The organism is Paraburkholderia caffeinilytica (assembly GCF_051027425.1).
In the GTDB taxonomy this organism is placed as follows: domain Bacteria; phylum Pseudomonadota; class Gammaproteobacteria; order Burkholderiales; family Burkholderiaceae; genus Paraburkholderia; species Paraburkholderia caffeinilytica_A.
The window spans coordinates 1,985,011-2,002,493 of record NZ_CP186553.1 but is presented as its reverse complement, the minus strand read 5'-3'; the positions used below and the strand labels follow the sequence as shown (position 1 = coordinate 2,002,493).

Here is a 17,483-nt window from a genome sequence, read left to right as displayed (position 1 = left end):
GTCGCCCATGTCCCGATACACCTTCTACCTATCTCCCGGTTCCACACACCGCACCAAACGAAAAAAGCCCGCTCAACGCGGGCTTCTTCACAGCTTGCTGCCTGTACCGGCCGCTTAGAAGCGGTGACGGATACCTACCGTGCCAACCACCTGCGAGTCGGTCGACGAGGCGCTCACGCCGACGATATCCGCCGTGATGCCCGAGTTGCCCACGCTGCCCACGTGCTGATAGGCCGCTTCAACATACACGTCGGTACGCTTGGACAATGCGTAGTCGGACTGCAGCGTGATCTGCTGGTACTTCGGGCTCGCGCCGTTCAGGCTTGCATCGGTGAACGTGTACGCACCCGACACCGTCCATGCCGGCGTAAATGCGTAACGTGCGTTCAGTTCATAGTTCGTGAAACGCGCGCTGCCGCCTGTCAGGGTGAAGCCGCTCGTCGTACCCGACGCCGACGATCCGATCAACGTTGCGTTGTTCAGTTGCGTCTGCGTGAACACGAGGCCCACGTTGGCCGCGCCGAACGCATAGTTCACACCCGCGCCGTAAGTGCGCTGACGGGCTGCGTTGAACGTCGAATCGCCGGATGCCACGGCGCCACTCGTATTGGTGGTCGAGCCGCCGCCGTTCAGTTGCAGGTAGCCGGCCGCGAACTTCAGGCCGCCGAATGCGTACGATGCGCCGACGCTGTAAGCGCGGCTGTCCGCGAAGCTGCCCGCTGCATTCGAGAAGCCATACAGCGCGCCGAACTTGAAGCCGCCGTAGTCGACGCTCTGGAACTTGACGGAGTTGTTGATACGCACCGAGTTGTTCAGGTTGTCGTTGTCGTACGGGTGCGCGGCGAGCGTACCGCCATATTGCGTGCCGTTCAATGCGAGCGGGGCGAGATAGTCGACCACGCTGTCGTACTGGCGGCCCAGCGTGACCGAACCGAACTGGTCGCTCGACAGACCCACGTAGGCCTGACGGCCGAACTCACGGCTGTTCTGACCCAGCTTGCCGGTCGAAAGATTGAAGCCGTTTTCCAGCACGAACACCGCCTTCAGGCCGTTGCCCAGGTCTTCCGAACCACGCAGGCCCCAACGGTTGCCGTTCAGCATGCCGCTGGCTTGCTGGAAGTTACTGCTGCCGCTCGAGTTGCTGGTGTAGGTCAGCCCCGTGTCGATCAGGCCGTACAGCGTGACCGAGCTTTGTGCGTGAGCGACGCTCGCGGCGCCGATGAGTGCGAGCGAGAAGCCCGACAATACGAATTTGTTCATTGATTTCTCTCCTAACTCAAATAGCGAATGCTATTGAGCGGCCGAGAATATCGCAGCAAACGGAATACTGTTTTTCAGTTGATTACTGACGTTGTGTTTATGCGACGTCACTGATTTGTTTTATTTCCGATCATTTCGCCGGCGCCGCCGATCTGACGCCGATCACCCGCCGCAAATGAAATGGGGCGTACTCCTCTCGCGAGCACGCCCCAAGTGCCTGATTTGATACTGCTCTCGGAGAATCAAGCCCGCGCAGAATAACACGCCACTTCTGCTCCAACAAATCTTATCGGCCAATTTATTATTCCAATTAATTTCAATGGAAATTAATTGGAATAACTTGCCAGACAAATAAACTGATTCAGCCAATTATTGCGGGAATTGAAAATAGTATTTGCCGATTTTAAAATCAGCCTGGAAATTGCGTTATTGAGGGAAGCCGGCTGAACCGCGTCCACCATTTGCCTCGCAGCACGCCTCTACACGAGCGGCCCTTCCGTCTGCTTGCCGCGCACCGCAACCGCAATCGAGCTTCCAACAATCAAGGCAATTCCGAACAGCGACATGCTGCCGATGGTCTCGCCCCAAGCGACATAGCCGAATAACGCAGCCCACACGATGCTGGTGTAGTTATACGGCGCAAGCGCACCGGCATCGGCCTGTCGAAATGCCATCGTCATCAGCAACTGCCCTGCCGTGGCAAATCCGCCAAGCAAGGCCATCACCGCGAGTGCTTCGATCGAAGGCGTGCGCCACGCGAAAAATAACGATGCACCGGTGACAATCGCGCCGACCACCGTGAAATACAGCACCGTGGTGCCCGAATCGTCGGTGGCGCGAATCCGCTTGATCTGAATGATCGATAACGCGCCGAAAAACGCGCTCGCAATCAGCAGAACCGGACCAAGCCAACTCGAATGCGAACCGTCCGGACGCACCACAAAAAGTACGCCGACAAAACCGACCGCGGCAGCAAGCGCATCGCGCGGCTTGAGCGTTTCCTTCAGAAGCAGCGGGGCAAGAACGATGACCAGCAAGGTCTCCGAGTACACGATCGCCACTGCTTCGCTGAGCGGCACATAAGGCAGTCCCGCGAAGAAGAGCCCCGAGGCGCCGAGCAAGGTCAGCGAGCGCAAGGTCTGCCCACGCACATCCATATGCCGAAGACGTTCGACGAGCGGTTTGCCGCGCAGGCAAACCGCCACGGCGGGCAACAAGCCGAACACCATCCGGAAGAACGTCACCTCATTGGCCGGATAGGCCAGCGCGACAGATTTCGCGAGAGCGTCGACGAGTGCGAAGCAGAACATCGAAACCAGAATCAGCGCGACGCTGCGTAGCGGCACGGCGCCAGTCCGGACAGCGGTGATGGGCGGCATGAGTTTTCCTGAGAGCGCGCGAAGCAGCGCGTCGCCTGGGCTTCGCCCCCGGTGAAAGGGGAGCGTAATCGGAAAACGGATTATGCCTGCTGCGCTTCGCGCTATCGACCGGAAAACCGCGTTCACCCATTTTGCATGACGCCGGCATGCGCTCCAGCGTCCAGCCTGGTTTCCTGCCCCTCTTTCACATCATGTCGGGTAAGTACCGATACAGGTCTTGCGAACTAATAATATTATTCATAGCGATTTCCGCCCGCATGGGGCGTAGACGCTATGTCTATGGCCCTATGCAGATTTAATAATAATTATGACCATCAATTAAGCGGGGACATCAGGAGATACAGGTGCGCAATTACTTTGTGCTGGCAACGCTCGCCATGCTGGGCGCTTGCGGCGGCAATGACGGTTCGCCGGACGTGGCCGCGTCGGCGAACAGGCAGATCGCGGCAGTCGATTCTTCCGCGGCGGCATCGGCGGCCTCAGCCGCAGCGGCGGCCGCGGCCTCTGCGGACACCGCCAACGTTGAAGCCGAGTTCAGGGCCGCGAAGACGATCCCGCTGGGGATGAAAACGACGACACCGCCGCTCGTGATCGCCGACCCCACCCTCAACCTTCCGCCCTACACGCCCCCGCCTCCGCCCACTCCGGTTTCCACCACGACGCTTAATTTCGGCGACTTCACGAGCTACCTCGCGCCGGGATCGACACAAGGGTGGCAGCCCGGCACGAGCAGTTCGAGCATCACGATTCCGCCACCGGCAACCAACGGCACCGGCGCCGGCGACAAAACCGTTGCGCTTGCAAGCACCTATGCGACGGCGTCTTACGAAGCGGACGTGACGGTGAGCGCGCCCGTGGGCAACGGCGCGGCGAACGCCGGCTTTATCGTCCGCACGACAAATCCCACCGCGGGCGGCCCCGATAGCCTGACCGGCTATTACATCGGTCTCGACACGGGCTCGCACGTCTTGCAGGTCGGCCGTGAAAACAACAACTGGACCAGCTTTATCGCGTATCCGATGAGCACGATCGTGGGCGGCAGCACGCACCATCTGAAGGTCACGACGAGCGGCACGGCGATCACCGTCGACCTCGACCAGCAGCGCGTAATCAGCGTCAACGACGCCACCAACGCACTGCCCTCGACCTTCCAGTCGGGCAGCTTCGGGTTGCGGCGATTCGGTGTAGGCGCCACCTTCAGCAACATCACGATCCGCACGTATCCGACCGTCACGTCACCCAGCTTCGATTTTTCCAAGGTGGTCGGCGCGGTCTACACGCCGTCCAGCGCGGTGAACGCGATCGACTTCTGGGAGAACTACGATCCGGAGATCGTCAACCGAGAGCTGACCTACGCGCAAACGTACGGCATGAACACGATTGCCGTGTATCTGCACTATCTCGTGTGGGCGAACGATCGCGTCGCATTCCTGAGCAAGTTCGAAAACCTGCTGAAAATCGCCGCGCGGCATGGCATCAAGGTCTCGCCGATCTTCTACGACGACTGCTGGAACCCGACACCCGCCTATGGTCCGCAGCCCGCGCCGATCTGGGGCGTGCATAACAGCCAGTGGGTGCAGTCGCCCGGAACGCCGGTCGAACAGGCGTATTTCCAGCCGACCCCGGCCAATGCCAGCATCACCTACAAGCAGAGTCTCGCGAGCTACATCACCGACTTCGTTGCGCCACACCGCAACGACCCGCGCATCATCTTCTGGGAGCCCATGAACGAACCGGGTTGCAGTGGCAATGGTTCGTTGCAACAAACCCGCGCCGTGATGATGAACGACGCGCGCATCGCGATTCTGAATGCGGGTGCAACGCAGCCGATCAATTCGCCGCAAGTGCAGGAGGACGAAGGCTCGTATTTCTCGGACTTCTATGCGTTCCACCCGTACGGCAACCCGTACACGGGTCCGGTGAACGGCAGCAATGTCAGCGCGCTGAATTCCGAAACGCTGCAACGCGGCTTCCCGGGTACAACGGGACAGACCATGCCGGGCATTGTGGCGAACTACGGCGGCACGACGGGTTTCGTCGTGTGGGAGTTGATGATCGGCCGCACCAATACGCGCTTCCACTGGGGGCAGGTGCCGAGCGCGCCCGCCACGGTCGAACCGGCAACGCCGTTCCAGGGAACGATCTATCCGGACGGTCACCCGTGGCAGACGTCGGAGACCCAGGCTTTGACGGGAGGATTCGACGTGAAGCTGCCGGTGCTGCAGGTCGGCTACTACAACGATCCGACCTTCAACAGTGCGCCGGTCAAGACCTCGGTCACACCCTTGATCGACTTCGATCTGAACACCGAGCGCGGCACCGATTCGCCTGATGCCTCCGCGGGTATCAACGCGACCGGCTATGGCGTGCGTTGGACCGGTGCGATTCAGGCTGCCAGAACAGGGCTCTACACGTTCTCGATCAATAGCGATAACGTTGCGCGACTCTGGATCAACGGCGTGCAGGTCATCAACAAGAAGACCTCGACGCTAGCCACCGTGAGCGGCGCGACATGGCTCGCCGCGAAGCAACGCGCCTCGATCAAGGTCGAGTATGTGCATGGTACGGGGCCGGCAAGCATGCACCTGTCATGGTCGAGCCCGGCGGCACAGAACCCTGGGGCACTGCGGATCGTGCCATCGGATTCGCTCGTGACGTCGAACTGAGGGAAGCAGGCTAGCCGGCCGGCGGCGTTCGTCACGCCGCCGGCCGGCTTATGCGGTACAGGATTCCGTCAATGCTAGACAGCGTAAATTTCAGGGTTCTCCGTCAAAGGCAAAAACTGCCCTGTGCGCCCATCGAGCGCCAGCATCACGCCACTTTCGATGTTGAAAATCCAGCCGTGCAGCCGCAGCGTCTTGTTCGCGACGCCCACGGCCACTGACGGATGAGTACGAATGTTCGCGAGCTGGGCAATCACGTTATCTTTGACCAGGGCGGCGAGGCGCTCCGCATCCGAGGCATAAGTCCGCGATGCGTTGATCGCTTTTGCCGCGTCAGCATGACGGAGCCAACCCGCCACTGCCGGCATGTGGTCGAGGTTCGTGCACGTGCAGATCGCCGTCATCGCACCGCAATTGGAGTGGCCGCAAATCACGATATCCTGCACACCCAGCACCGCAACCGCATACTCGACGGTGGCCGACACCCCGCCCGGCTCCGGACCATAAGACGGCACGATGTTGCCCGCGTTGCGAATCACGAACAGCGCGCCGGGCTCCACCTGCGTCAGCAACTCGGGAACGACACGGCTATCGGAGCAGGTCACGAACAGCGTGTTCGGACTTTGCGAAATCGACAAACGTTTGAACAATGCGCTCTGCTGCGGGAATACCTCGCGTTGAAAGCGGATGAATCCTTCTATGATTTCCTGCACGACATTCTCCGGATAATCAAAACCCCGGCCTGCGACGAGCCGAGGCGTGTCTGCGATCGGGTCGCGCGACTATACCGCAGCCACGGTCGCTTCACGATCTGGCACGTCGGCGATTCTTCCAGATATGATCGGAGCAGGCCCGGCGCCCCGCTGCCGGACCTCGCTCCTGCGTCAGGAATTGGGCAGAGCGTGCCTCAATTGAAATCCCCGGTTTCGAGTTCCACGGACTGTCCCCCGTTTTTCTCGAGCACCCGCCGCGTTGCATTTTCAATCCGCGCGCGATTTGCCTCGAAGGTCCCGACCAGATTGTGGGCCGATGGCCCCTCATTGCCGAAATGGTCGTTCAGCGCATCAAGCGACACACTGCACCAGACGTCGGCCCCATCGACATTGGCTTCGAAGGCTACGCGCGCCGCTGCCACCACTTCACGGCGTCCGGTGAATTCGATCCTCATAATGACCCTCCATTTGGCGAAAGTGTCATCGAGCGCGCAAAGGTTGTGCCAAGCCGCTTTGTCGCGGCGTCGGCTTCGCCATATCGGCTTGCGCCCAGCACACATTCTCCGCAAGGTGCATACTTGATATCGGCCGCCTCCGGGCGGCCGCGCTTATGCGTCGCGGCATGCATGCCTCCTGTCACGCCATCAGACGCCTCCAACATACTAATACTACCCGCCCCATGTCCCGCAGCCCGCAATCGTCGCGTCCTTTAGTCATTGCCGCAGTCATGGCTTCAATGGCGATGGTCGCCATCGAGGCCACCATCGTTTCCACCGCCATGCCGCAGATCGTTGCGCAACTCGGCGATCTGCATCTGTATAGCTGGGTCTTTTCGTCGTTCCTGCTGACGCAAACCGCGATGACCGTGGTGTTCGGCAAGCTCGCCGATCTGTACGGACGCAAACCGGTCGTGCTGGCCGGCATCGCGATCTTTTTACTCGGCTCGGTGCTGGCCGGCTTCGCGTGGTCGATGCCCGCCATGATCGTGTTCCGCCTGATTCAGGGCGTCGGCGCGGGCGCGATCCAGCCGGTCACGCTGACCATCGTCGCCGATCTCTACCCGGCGCGCGAACGCGGCAAGGTGCAAGGCTATCTTGCCAGCGTGTGGGCCATTTCCGCGGTGGTCGGTCCGATGGTGGGCGGCTTCATCATTCACAATATGTCGTGGGCGTGGATCTTCTGGATGAACGTGCCGATCGGCCTTGCGTCCGCGGCCGGCTTCATCGCGTTCCTGCGCGAATCGGAGCGGCATGCGCGTCCGTCGATCGACTTCGCGGGCGCGGCGCTGTTCATGGCGGCAATCGCCGCGCTGATGATGGCGCTGACTTACGCAGGCGACGACGACCTCGCCAAGGCGTCGCTCGCGGGCGCGGCGTTCATGGCGTGCCTGGTGTTGTTCGTGTTTCAGGAGCGCCGCGCAACTGAGCCGATGATCTCGTTCGCGCTCTGGAGCCGCCGGCCGATTGCCGCATGCAATGCCGCAACCGTACTGTCCGGCATGATCCTGATGGGCTCCACCACCTTCCTGCCGATGTACGTTCAGGGCGTGCTGCATCGCTCGCCCGTGGTCGCCGGTCTTGCACTCACGATGATGATGGTGGGCTGGCCGGCCGGCGCGACGCTCGCGGCGAAATCGTTTCACCGCATCGGCTTGCGGCGCATTCTGATCGGCGGCAGCGCGTTCATACCGATTGGCGCGGTGCTGCTGCTGTTCCTGCAGCCTGGCGGCTCGCCGCTCGTCGCGGCATTCGGTTCGCTCATCATGGGCTTCGGCATGGGCACGTCGAGCGTCAGTTCGCTGGTGCTGATCCAGGAAATCGTCAAGATGGACGAACGCGGCAGCGCCACCGCATCGAATCTCTTTTCGCGCAATCTCGGCAGCACGCTCGGCGCGACGCTGTTCGGCGCGGTGCTCAACTTCGGGCTCAGTCACTCGAAAGGCGTCGCAGCCGTCACCTCGGATCAGCTAAAAGCGCTGCTGCAGAATCAGGCGGCAAGTCTCGCCGACAGCGAGTTGGTCCGCATGGTGTTGCATCAATCGCTGCATCTGACCTTCATCTCGATCTTTGCGATTGCGATTTTTGTGGTCGTGCTGTTGGGCTTCGTGCCGGCGATCAACATCGGATCGGGGAAGACAGTACCGCTTGAGGCGTTGTCGCCGCTCGAAGACTGAGCTTCGTTACGAGCCTCACGCGGGCAACGCGGCCGCGAAAAGTCGAGCGCACGCTGGGGCATCTGAGCATGAGTTGCGTCGCGCTCGACGCATAATCAACGCACGCTCCACGTTCAATACTACAATCGGAACAACACGACGCCGAAAAGGCGCACACCAAGAAAAAGACATCGAGAGAAAGGGGATCGTATGGATCGTGTGGAACCCATCCTGACAGCGCCAGGCCACGCTTCGGGAAGCACTCCTTTTGCCGGTTGGGACGACACGCAAACCTTCAGCGTGCGCTACTCGATCAAACCGCCCGGCAGGCAAGGCATTTTTTCCACGATTCGCCATGCAGCCGGCATCAACGGGAAACTGTCGTTTTCAAAAGACGACATCGCCCTGCACGGCTCGACCGACGCTGAACGACGATATCTTCAGCGGGCCGAAATCTTCGACATCAAACTCGCCGGCCGTCGCATTTCATTCGATCTGCATGGCGCGCAAGGCGGCATCGAGCACGTTGTACTGAAGACGCGCGGCGAGGACGACATTCGACGCATCGTCGAGTTGCTGCCGGCGCGAATGACGCCCGCATACGCGGCTGAGCGTATCGCGCTCACCACGTTCAAAGACAGGCTCGCCGCCTTGACGCCGGTCACCTGGGTCACCTATCTGCTGATCGCGCTGAACGTTATCGTGCTCGTTGCGATGAGCGCCGCGGGCGTTGTCGGCGTGGGGAAAGTGGACCTTCACGCGATCATCGGCTGGGGCACGAACTTCGGGCCCTATACGCTCGGCGACGAACCCTGGCGGCTCATCACGTCGACGTTCGTGCATTTCGGCTGGCTGCATCTCACGTTCAACATGATCGCGCTTTACGCCGTGGGACGTCTGACGGAGCGCCTTTACGGGAATATGCGATTCCTCGCGCTTTACCTGTTCGCCGGACTGACCGGCAGCATCGCAAGCGTCCTCGCGCATCCGACCACCGACAGCGCCGGCGCGTCCGGCGCCGTCTTCGGCGTCGCCGGTGGCCTGCTGATTTTCGTGCTGCGTTTTCGCAAGGAATTCCCTGCCTCCATTGCCGCACGGAATCGTAGCTGGATGTGGGTGTTCATTCTCGTCAACCTGCTCGACGGCTTCAGGCACCGCGGCATCGACAATGCCGCGCACCTTGGCGGGCTGGCCGGCGGTTTGCTGATCGGCGCACTGCTGGCAAGACCGCTCGCGAGCGAAGCGCGTCAGCGGTACTCATTCAGAAGCGCGTTGCTGTCATGGTTGGTGGCAGGTGTCACGCTGGGCGCCCTGACCTATCCGCTGACGCACGTCAGCGAAGCCAAACGCGAGGAACTTCAGTTTTCGAAACTGCTGGTCGAATTGGACCCGAACGAGAAGCACGCTATCGCGGCCACTGCCGCATGGCTGCATATGAAAATGCATTCGCAGATTGAACGGGATGCCGCCTCCAACAAGATCATCGTGGAGATTCTTCCCCAATGGGACGCGCTCTATACGTCGCTCGATAACACCAAGCTGCCCGACGGTTCACCGCGCACCGCGCTACGGCAAGCATTGCTGCGCTACATCGACGACAACCGCCGCTTCGCCCGCGCCGCGGCTCTCATGCTCACGCATACCCAGGATCCCGATTCGGCGGCGATGGCGCCGCTCCACGCGCTTAGCCAGGATGCGATAAAACAGGCGGCGTTGATCAAGAAGCTGGGTGCGGCGAGCAACGGACCACCACGCTGATGCAAAGGTAGGCGTCCGGACGCGCAACCGAACCCGCGGTGTATTAATCGCCGTCCCGGCAGAGCTGCATCATCCACGCATAAACCGCATCCACCGCCGCAGAGCGCGCCGGCTGTGCCGAACGCATCAGCCAGAGCGGCGCGAGCGCGAATCCCGGCACCTGCGGCAGGATCTCGACACGCCCGCTCGTCAATGCATCGCCCGCGGCGAGCCGGGACACCATCGCGATGCCCGCTTCCTGCTCGGCGGCCGCCACGAGGAAGCGCGGATCGCTGACCGTCATCGCACGCCGCGTACGCAAACCGCCGCGCCTTAACTCAGGCAACCACGGTGCCCACTCCGCGTGTGCTTCATGAACCAGCAAGGGCGCCTGCGTCAGAACCTCGGGAAATGACGCCGAGCGCAGACGGTGTGCCGTCGCGGGGCCGCAGATAGCGACCGCTTCTTCTTCGAACAGCAGTTCGCACACCACTTCCGGCGTGCGAATTTCCTTTGCCGACACCACCAGATCGACGTCCACGCGATCGATCTCGTTGACCTCTTCACCGGTCACGAGCCAGATCTCGAGATTCGGCAACGCCTCGGAAAACGCCCGCATACGCGGCATCAGCCAGCCCGAGGCGAACTGCGGCGCGCACACGAGAATCACCGAATCGGGATTGCCGTACGGCTCGATGCGATCGCGCCCATCGGCAAGCGTGGACAGCGCGGTGGTCACGGTCTGCGCGTACAGCGTGCCGGCGGCCGTCAACGCGACGCCACGGCCAATCCGCCGGAACAGAGGCTGGCCGGTCCATTCCTCGAGTTGCTGAATCTGATGGCTGATCGCCGATTGGGTCAGCGCCAGTTCCTGCGCGGCGCGCGTGAAACTGCCGAGGCGCGCGGCGGCGTCGAAAGCGAGCAAAGCCTGCAGAGGGGGAAGTCTACGCATCGGATCGTCAGGAGCAGAGTTACGGTCAGATATTAGAAATATCGATACTTCCAGCAAGATTCTTCGCTTTTCGCCGGAATATTGCCCCGCAATGATAGCGCCAGTTGCACTTCACACAGCGTGTGCCGTTCCGGCAGACATGAGAAAAATTTGTGTGATGGCGCTCATTGAAACCGACCGGATCGATCTGTATGACCCTGAATCTGAACGCTTTGCACGCCACCGTCACTCCACCTGTTGCCGGCGCTGATGCCGCCGCAGCCGGGCAACCCGCCGCGCCCACCTACGCCGGTGTGCTGTCCTTCATGCGCCGACCTTACTCGCGCGATCTCACCGGCGTCGACGTCGCCGTATCGGGCATTCCGCTCGACCTCGCGACCACCTTCCGCCCCGGCACGCGTTTCGGTCCGGCGGGCATGCGCGCGGCCTCGGTACAACTGGCCGACCTGGGCGCGTTTCCGTGGGGCGTCGATCCGTTCGATCATCTCAATGTGGTCGACTACGGCGACTGCTGGTTCGACGCCCACAACCCACCCGGCATTCGCGACGCGATCGTCGCTCACGCCCGCGAGATTCTCGCAACCGGCACCCGCATGCTGACGTTCGGCGGCGATCACTACATCACGTACCCGCTGCTGATCGCGCACGCTGAAAAGTACGGCAAGCCGCTGAGCCTGATTCATTTCGACGCGCATTGCGACACCTGGCCGGACGACAACCCCGCTTCGCTGAACCACGGCACGATGTTCTACAAGGCTATCCGTGAAAGCCTGATCGATCCCTCCCGCTCGGTGCAAGTCGGCATTCGCACCTGGAACGACGACTTCATGGGTGTGCGCATTCTCGACGCACCATGGGTTCATCGCAACGGCACGCAGGCGGCCATCGACGAAGTGTTGTCGATCATCGGCGATGCGCCCACCTACCTCACCTTCGACATCGACTGTCTCGATCCGGCCTTCGCGCCCGGCACGGGCACGCCGGTGGCGGGCGGCCTGAGTTCGGCGCAGGCGCTGGAGATCGTCCGCGCGCTGGGCCCCGTGAATCTGGTGGGCGCGGACGTGGTGGAAGTCTCGCCGCCGTACGACCACAGCGACGTGACCGCGCTCGCCGCGGCCCACCTTGCCGCCGACATGCTGTGCCTGATGCGCAATCAGAAACTGCAACGCCATCAGCGCATGTAAGACCTCGACCGATCTGTTGAAACCTTTCTCTGGACGACCACCATGCCCCACACCGTCATGAAGCGGCAGCCCGCCGCACCGAGGTTCGCTGCGCCGATTCTGGCAGCGCTGTTGTTCTGCGCATTCGGCACCGCCGCGCACGCCGACTCGAAGCAGCTCAACCTCTATAACTGGGCCGACTACATCGCGAAAGACACGGTGCCGAACTTCGAAAAAGAGTCCGGCATTCACGTGCAATACGACGTCTACGACGGCGACGAAACCTTGCAGGCGAAACTGTTGACCGGTTCGACCGGCTACGACGTCGTGGTGCCGACCTCGAACTTTCTCGCCAAACAGATCGAAGCCGGCATCTACCAGAAGCTCGACAAATCGAAACTGCCGAACCTGGTGAATCTCGACCGCAATTTGCTGAAGCTGGTCGCCGATGCGGACCCCGGCAATCAGTACGCGGTGCCGTGGGCGTGGGGCACCACGGGGCTCGGCTACAACGTTACGCGAGTCAGGAAGATTCTCGGCAACGATGCACCGCTCGATAGCTGGGACATCCTGTTCAAACCCGAGTATCTGAGCAAGCTGAAGAGTTGCGGTGTGTCCGTGCTCGACGCGCCGACCGATGTATTCGCGGTCACCTTGCACTACCTTGGCCGCGACCCCAACAGCACGAACCCGGCCGACTACCAGGCCGCCTACGACGCGCTGAAGAAAATCCGCCCGTATATCACGCAGTTCAACGCGACGAGTTACATCAACGACCTCGCGGGCGACGACATCTGTTTCGCGCTGAGCTGGTCGGGCGACGTGTCGATGGCGAGCCATCGTGCCCGCGAAGCCAACAAGAGCTACGAGCTTAAATACTTCATTCCTCAAGACGGCGCGCCGGTCTGGTTCGACATGATGGCGATCCCGAAAGACGCGCCGCATCCGGAAGCGGCGCTCGACTGGATCAACTACATCGAGCGCCCCGAGGTTCATGCCGGGATCACCAATGCGGTGTTCTATCCGAATGCGGACGCCGCTGCGCGCAAATTCGTGCGGCCGGAAATTCTCAACGATCCGACCGTGTATCCGCCCGAGTCCGTGCTGAAAACGCTGTTTCTGCTCAAGCCGCTGCCCGCCCCGATCAAGCGCCTGGAAGGCAGGCTGTGGGCGCAGTTGAAGACTGGCGGATAGAAAGCTCTCCGGACCTGGGCGGGTGGATGGACCGCCCAGGTTCTGGCTTGACCTTATGCCGCGAGCAGTTCGATTCCGTCTAATTGCGCCGCGCACGTATCGCGCACGATCCTGACGAAATCGTCGAAGTAAGGCCGGCTCGCAAAGCCTTTGGCCGCCACCGCATATAGCTCGCTCCACAAGCCCTGCGTACCGACGCGTTTGGCCAGCACGTAGTCGTGGTCGACGTAGTTTTTCACGCCCCAGTTCGGCAGCGCCGCAATCCCGCGGCGGCTCGCCACCAGTTGCATGATCGCAATGGTCAACTCCGCCGTGCGCCGCTCGAGTTTGATGCCAGCCGGCTCCAGCACTTCGCGAATCAGATCGATACGCGCTTCGGGCACGGGATACGTAATCAGCGTCTCGTCGCGAAGATCGTCCGACACCACGCGCCGTTTATTCCGCAACCGGTGTTCGTTGGCCATCACCACCAGAATTTCGAAGCGGAATAGCGGCGCGATATGCAGGCTGCGCTTGGTGGCGGGCTTCGAACCGATCACCACATCCGCCTTGCCGTCGCTCAACAGGCGCAGCGGGTCCGCATGAAAGCCCGCGACCAGATCGACTTCGACTTCGGGCCAGCGCCTGCGGAACTCGTCCATGACCGGCATCAGCCAGTCGAAGCACGTATGGCATTCCAGCACGATGCGCAATTCGCCGCGCGTATCGCCTTTCAAACGCACCAGATCGCGCTCCGCCGCGTTCACCGCGGCAATCGTCTCGCGCCCGAGCGCCAGCAGCCGCTCGCCCGCCGCGGTGAACCGCAAACCCTGCTTGGTGCGCTCGAATAACGAGACCTCGTAGTGCGCCTCGATATCGCGGATCTGATGCGACAGCGCGGACTGGCTCAGATGAACGCGTTCGGCCGCCGCCACCAGTTTGCCGGAATCGGCGATGGCGATCAGCGAACGCAAGTGGCGAAGCTCAAGCATTTCGCAGCCCCGTTCTGGAAGGATTTGTTCGGATATGAATTTGGCTCATACATTGGTGAAAACATGTCGCTTGATGAATCATAGCGCGACTTCCACACTGAGCGCCAATTCATACAACGCACAAAAGGAATTCGCATGGCCCGCACGCACATCCCCGGCTTTCCGCGCATCGGCGCGCAACGCGAACTGAAATTCGCGCAGGAATCGTTCTGGCGCGGCGAATCGGACGAAACCTATCTGCGTGGCGTCGCCAAGGCGTTGCGCGCCCGCCATTGGCAGTTGCAACAGGACGCCAGGCTGGATTTCGTCACCGTCGGCGATTTCGCCTACTACGATCAGATGCTCAATCTGAGCGCGCTGCTCGGCGCGTTACCGGAGCGCTTCGGCTTCGATCCCACAACGCTGTCGCTCGGCCAGTACTACGAACTCGCACGCGGCAACCATGCGCAACCCGCGATGGAAATGACCAAGTGGTTCGATACGAACTACCACTACCTCGTGCCGGAACTGGGTCCGGATACGCGCTTTAACGGCGGCGTCGAATGGCTGTTCGACGAGATCGATGAAGCGCTCGCGCTGAATCGGCCGGTCAAGCCAGTGCTGATCGGGCCGATCACCTACCTGTGGCTGTCGAAGAGTCACGTGGCCGGGTTCGACCGGTTGTCGTTGTTGCCGAAGCTCGTGATCCGCTACGGCCGCATTCTGGAGGCGCTCAAGCAACGCGGCATCGAATGGGTGCAACTGGATGAGCCGGCGCTGTGCCTCGATCTGCCGACGGAATGGCTAGATGCGTTTTCCGCCGCGTACGACGTGCTCGGCACGGCGGGCGTCAAGGTGCTGCTGGCGACGTACTTCGAAACCGCCGCGGATCACGCGCAGCGCGTCGCCGGCTTGCCAGTTGCCGGCGTGCATATCGATCTGGTGCGTGCGCCACAACAACTCGAAGCCTGGCGCGCCGCGTTGCCCGCACATGCGGTATTGTCGGTGGGGGTGATCGACGGCCGCAATATCTGGCGCGCGGATCTCGGCGACATCGTCGAGTCGTTGCAGACGCTGCATGTGGAGCTTGGCGATCGTTTGTGGATCGCATCGTCGTGCTCGCTGCTGCATGTCCCGGTTTCGCTCGACGCGGAGAAAAAGCTCGATACCGATCTGAAATCCTGGCTCGCCTTCGCCACTGAAAAACTCGATGAAGTCAGCACGATCGCCCTCGCCCTGCACAACCCTGCCGCGGCTGAACCGAAGCTCGCCGCCGCCGACCTCGCGCTGGAGGCACGCCGCCACTCGAGCGCGGTCGTGAATGCGCTGGTGCAAAAACGTGTGGCCGCGGTGAGCACGGCGATGGCGGAACGTAAAAACCCCTTCGCCGAGCGCAATCGCGTGCAGCGCGAAGCGCTCGACCTGCCGCTCCTGCCCACCACCACGATCGGTTCGTTCCCGCAAACCCCGGCGATCCGTCAGGCACGCGCCGCCTACAAACGCGGCGAACTGCGCGCGCTCGACTATCTGCAGCGGATGCGCGCCGAGATCGAAATCGCCGTGCGCAAACAGGAAGAACTGGGGCTCGACGTTCTTGTGCATGGCGAAGCCGAACGCAACGACATGGTCGAGTATTTCGGCGAACAGTTGTGGGGTTATGCGTTCACGGAAAACGGCTGGGTGCAGAGCTATGGCTCGCGCTGCGTGAAACCGCCGATCATTTACGGCGACGTCTATCGCCCCGAACCGATGACGGTCGAGACCACCCGTTACGCGCAATCGCTCACGCATCGCCTGATGAAAGGCATGTTGACCGGACCGGTGACGATGCTGCAGTGGTCCTTCGTGCGCGACGACCAGCCGCGCTCGACCACCGCGCTGCAACTTGCGCTTGCGATTCGTGACGAAGTGGTGGACCTCGAAAAAGCCGGCATCCGCATCATTCAGATCGACGAACCGGCTTTCCGCGAAGGCTTGCCGTTGCGTCAAGCCGATTGGGCTGCGTATCTCGAATGGGCAACGCGCGTGTTCCGTATTTCGGCAGCGGGCGTCGCCGATCAGACGCAGATTCACACGCATATGTGCTATTCGGAATTCAACGACATTCTGCCGTCGATTGCCGCGATGGACGCCGACGTCATCACGATCGAAACCTCGCGCTCGGCAATGGAACTGCTCGACGGCTTCGGCGCGTTCGCGTATCCGAACGAGATCGGCCCGGGTGTCTACGATATTCACTCGCCACGCGTGCCGAACACGGAAACCATGCAGCGGCTGCTGGAACGCGCCTGCGAAGTGATTCCGGCGGAGCGGCTGTGGGTCAATCCGGATTGCGGACTGAAGACGCGCGGCTGGCCGGAGACGGAAGCGGCCTTGACGAATATGGTGCACGCCGCAAAGGCGCTGCGGGTGAAGCTGGCGGCGAAACAGCTTGAATTGACTGAGTGATTCGACGGTTGCCGGCGGGCGCATTCGTGAGCGAACGCCTAGGGAAAACACGGCTGCTGCGCCCATCCGTAAACAACTGTTCACGGATGGGCTTGCAGACGCCTGTCGCTCAACCGCCTTTGGCGTACAACGTCGACTCGGCAAATCCTTCAGCGGCCAGCACCTGTCCCACCAGTATCAGCGCCGTGCGCTCGATATTCGTGGACTGCACCTTGCCGACGATATCGTCGAGCGTGCCCGTGATTTTTTCTTCATCCGGCCAGCTCGCGCGATAGATCACCGCGATCGGACAATCACCGCCGTAGTGCGGCCGCAATTCATCGACGATGCGTGCAAGGTGCCGCACGCCGAGGTGAATTGCCATCGTCGCGCGATGTCTCGCGAGGTCGGCGAGTTGCTCGCCTTCCGGCATGGTCGTTTTGCTTGCGAAGCGCGTGAGGATCAGCGTCTGCGAAATATCGGGCAACGTGAGTTCGCAGCCGAGCGTGGCCGCGCATGCCGCGGTTGCCGTCACACCGGGCACGATCTCGTAGGGAATCTCGAGTTCGCGGAGTTTGCGGATCTGCTCGCCGATCGCGCCATACAGCGACGGGTCGCCGGAATGCACGCGCGCCACGTCCTGACCTTTGTCGTGTGCCGCCTTGAGTAACGCGACGATCTGATCGAGGTCGAGCTCGGCGGTATTGACGACCTGCTCCGCGCTATGCCCTTCCAGCACGGCGGCCGGCACCAGCGAGCCCGCGTAGAGAATCACCGGGCAGCTTCGCACAAGGCGCTGCCCTTTCACCGTGATCAGTTCCGGGTCGCCAGGACCCGCGCCGATAAAAAACACCGTCATTCAATACTCCACGATTTGTTCGGCCAGCATGCCA

13 protein-coding genes are annotated in these 17,483 nt (G+C 61.6%); 6 read left to right on the top strand and 7 right to left on the bottom strand.

Annotated elements, in window-relative coordinates; translation table 11 throughout:
- Positions 1-114: 114 nt before the first annotated feature.
- Positions 115-1,260 (bottom strand): porin, encoded by a 1,146-nt coding sequence (locus ACOSV0_RS29405; RefSeq protein WP_434110607.1) that lies wholly within the window; start codon positions 1,258-1,260, stop codon positions 115-117.
- A 479-nt stretch (positions 1,261-1,739) separates the two neighbouring features.
- Positions 1,740-2,639: a DMT family transporter gene (locus ACOSV0_RS29400; protein WP_434110606.1), complete on the bottom strand. Its 900-nt coding sequence runs from the start codon at positions 2,637-2,639 to the stop codon at positions 1,740-1,742.
- A 344-nt stretch (positions 2,640-2,983) separates the two neighbouring features.
- Here ACOSV0_RS29400 and ACOSV0_RS29395 point away from each other — a divergent pair, with 344 nt between their 5' ends.
- A complete protein-coding gene (locus ACOSV0_RS29395) occupies positions 2,984-5,305 on the top strand; it encodes a PA14 domain-containing protein (protein ID WP_434110604.1) in 2,322 nt (773 codons plus the stop codon).
- 74 nt (positions 5,306-5,379) lie between these two features.
- Here the strand turns inward: ACOSV0_RS29395 and ACOSV0_RS29390 are convergent, their stop codons facing one another.
- Together ACOSV0_RS29390 and ACOSV0_RS29385 are read right to left on the bottom strand one after the other, a co-directional pair.
- Positions 5,380-6,015 carry a carbonic anhydrase gene (locus tag ACOSV0_RS29390; protein ID WP_434110602.1) on the bottom strand — a complete coding sequence of 212 codons (636 nt, stop codon included), beginning with the start codon at positions 6,013-6,015 and terminating at the stop codon, positions 5,380-5,382.
- Positions 6,016-6,209: 194 nt separating this feature from the next.
- Complete coding sequence (locus ACOSV0_RS29385) at positions 6,210-6,470, bottom strand: DUF1488 domain-containing protein (protein ID WP_169490214.1); 261 nt, start codon at positions 6,468-6,470, stop codon at positions 6,210-6,212.
- Between the two features lie 224 nt (positions 6,471-6,694).
- Between ACOSV0_RS29385 and ACOSV0_RS29380 the strand changes: the two genes are divergently transcribed.
- The gene (locus ACOSV0_RS29380; RefSeq protein ID WP_434110600.1) at positions 6,695-8,188 is read left to right on the top strand and encodes an MDR family MFS transporter; all 1,494 of its coding nucleotides are present in this window, start codon (positions 6,695-6,697) and stop codon (positions 8,186-8,188) included.
- A gap of 189 nt (positions 8,189-8,377) precedes the next feature.
- The gene (locus ACOSV0_RS29375; protein WP_434110598.1) at positions 8,378-9,925 is read left to right on the top strand and encodes a rhomboid family intramembrane serine protease; all 1,548 of its coding nucleotides are present in this window, start codon (positions 8,378-8,380) and stop codon (positions 9,923-9,925) included.
- A 43-nt stretch (positions 9,926-9,968) separates the two neighbouring features.
- Here the strand turns inward: ACOSV0_RS29375 and ACOSV0_RS29370 are convergent, their stop codons facing one another.
- Entirely contained in the window at positions 9,969-10,856 is an 888-nt protein-coding gene (locus ACOSV0_RS29370) for a LysR substrate-binding domain-containing protein (RefSeq protein ID WP_434110597.1), read from the bottom strand.
- A 191-nt stretch (positions 10,857-11,047) separates the two neighbouring features.
- Between ACOSV0_RS29370 and speB the strand changes: the two genes are divergently transcribed.
- Complete coding sequence (gene speB / locus ACOSV0_RS29365) at positions 11,048-12,040, top strand: agmatinase (RefSeq protein WP_434110595.1); 993 nt, start codon at positions 11,048-11,050, stop codon at positions 12,038-12,040.
- A 42-nt stretch (positions 12,041-12,082) separates the two neighbouring features.
- A complete protein-coding gene (locus ACOSV0_RS29360) occupies positions 12,083-13,213 on the top strand; it encodes a polyamine ABC transporter substrate-binding protein (RefSeq protein WP_434110593.1) in 1,131 nt (376 codons plus the stop codon).
- Between the two features lie 53 nt (positions 13,214-13,266).
- On the opposite strand, the gene ACOSV0_RS29355 is transcribed toward ACOSV0_RS29360, so the two are convergent.
- On the bottom strand, positions 13,267-14,184 hold the full coding sequence (locus tag ACOSV0_RS29355) for a LysR family transcriptional regulator (RefSeq protein WP_434110591.1): 918 nt from the start codon (positions 14,182-14,184) through the stop codon (positions 13,267-13,269).
- Positions 14,185-14,319: 135 nt separating this feature from the next.
- Between ACOSV0_RS29355 and metE the strand changes: the two genes are divergently transcribed.
- Positions 14,320-16,611, top strand: coding sequence for a 5-methyltetrahydropteroyltriglutamate--homocysteine S-methyltransferase (metE, locus tag ACOSV0_RS29350; protein ID WP_434110588.1), 2,292 nt, complete (start codon positions 14,320-14,322; stop codon positions 16,609-16,611).
- A 109-nt stretch (positions 16,612-16,720) separates the two neighbouring features.
- Here metE and cobM read toward each other — a convergent pair whose 3' ends face one another.
- Positions 16,721-17,449, bottom strand: a complete 729-nt coding sequence (gene cobM / locus ACOSV0_RS29345) for a precorrin-4 C(11)-methyltransferase (protein WP_434110586.1) — start codon at positions 17,447-17,449, stop codon at positions 16,721-16,723.
- Positions 17,450-17,483 lie beyond the last annotated feature (34 nt).

Excerpts from the sequence above, each read along its gene's own strand:
- ACOSV0_RS29375 (WP_434110598.1), top strand. The coding sequence starts at position 8,378 with ATGGATCGTGTGGAACCCATCCTGACAGCGCCAGGCCACGCTTCGGGA.
- cobM (WP_434110586.1), bottom strand. The coding sequence starts at position 17,449 with ATGACGGTGTTTTTTATCGGCGCGGGTCCTGGCGACCCGGAACTGATC.
- ACOSV0_RS29360 (WP_434110593.1), top strand. The coding sequence starts at position 12,083 with ATGCCCCACACCGTCATGAAGCGGCAGCCCGCCGCACCGAGGTTCGCT.
- ACOSV0_RS29370 (WP_434110597.1), bottom strand. The coding sequence starts at position 10,856 with ATGCGTAGACTTCCCCCTCTGCAGGCTTTGCTCGCTTTCGACGCCGCC.
- ACOSV0_RS29400 (WP_434110606.1), bottom strand. The coding sequence starts at position 2,639 with ATGCCGCCCATCACCGCTGTCCGGACTGGCGCCGTGCCGCTACGCAGC.
- ACOSV0_RS29380 (WP_434110600.1), top strand. The coding sequence starts at position 6,695 with ATGTCCCGCAGCCCGCAATCGTCGCGTCCTTTAGTCATTGCCGCAGTC.
- ACOSV0_RS29405 (WP_434110607.1), bottom strand. The coding sequence starts at position 1,260 with ATGAACAAATTCGTATTGTCGGGCTTCTCGCTCGCACTCATCGGCGCC.
- speB (WP_434110595.1), top strand. The coding sequence starts at position 11,048 with ATGACCCTGAATCTGAACGCTTTGCACGCCACCGTCACTCCACCTGTT.
- metE (WP_434110588.1), top strand. The coding sequence starts at position 14,320 with ATGGCCCGCACGCACATCCCCGGCTTTCCGCGCATCGGCGCGCAACGC.
- ACOSV0_RS29355 (WP_434110591.1), bottom strand. The coding sequence starts at position 14,184 with ATGCTTGAGCTTCGCCACTTGCGTTCGCTGATCGCCATCGCCGATTCC.
- ACOSV0_RS29385 (WP_169490214.1), bottom strand. The coding sequence starts at position 6,470 with ATGAGGATCGAATTCACCGGACGCCGTGAAGTGGTGGCAGCGGCGCGC.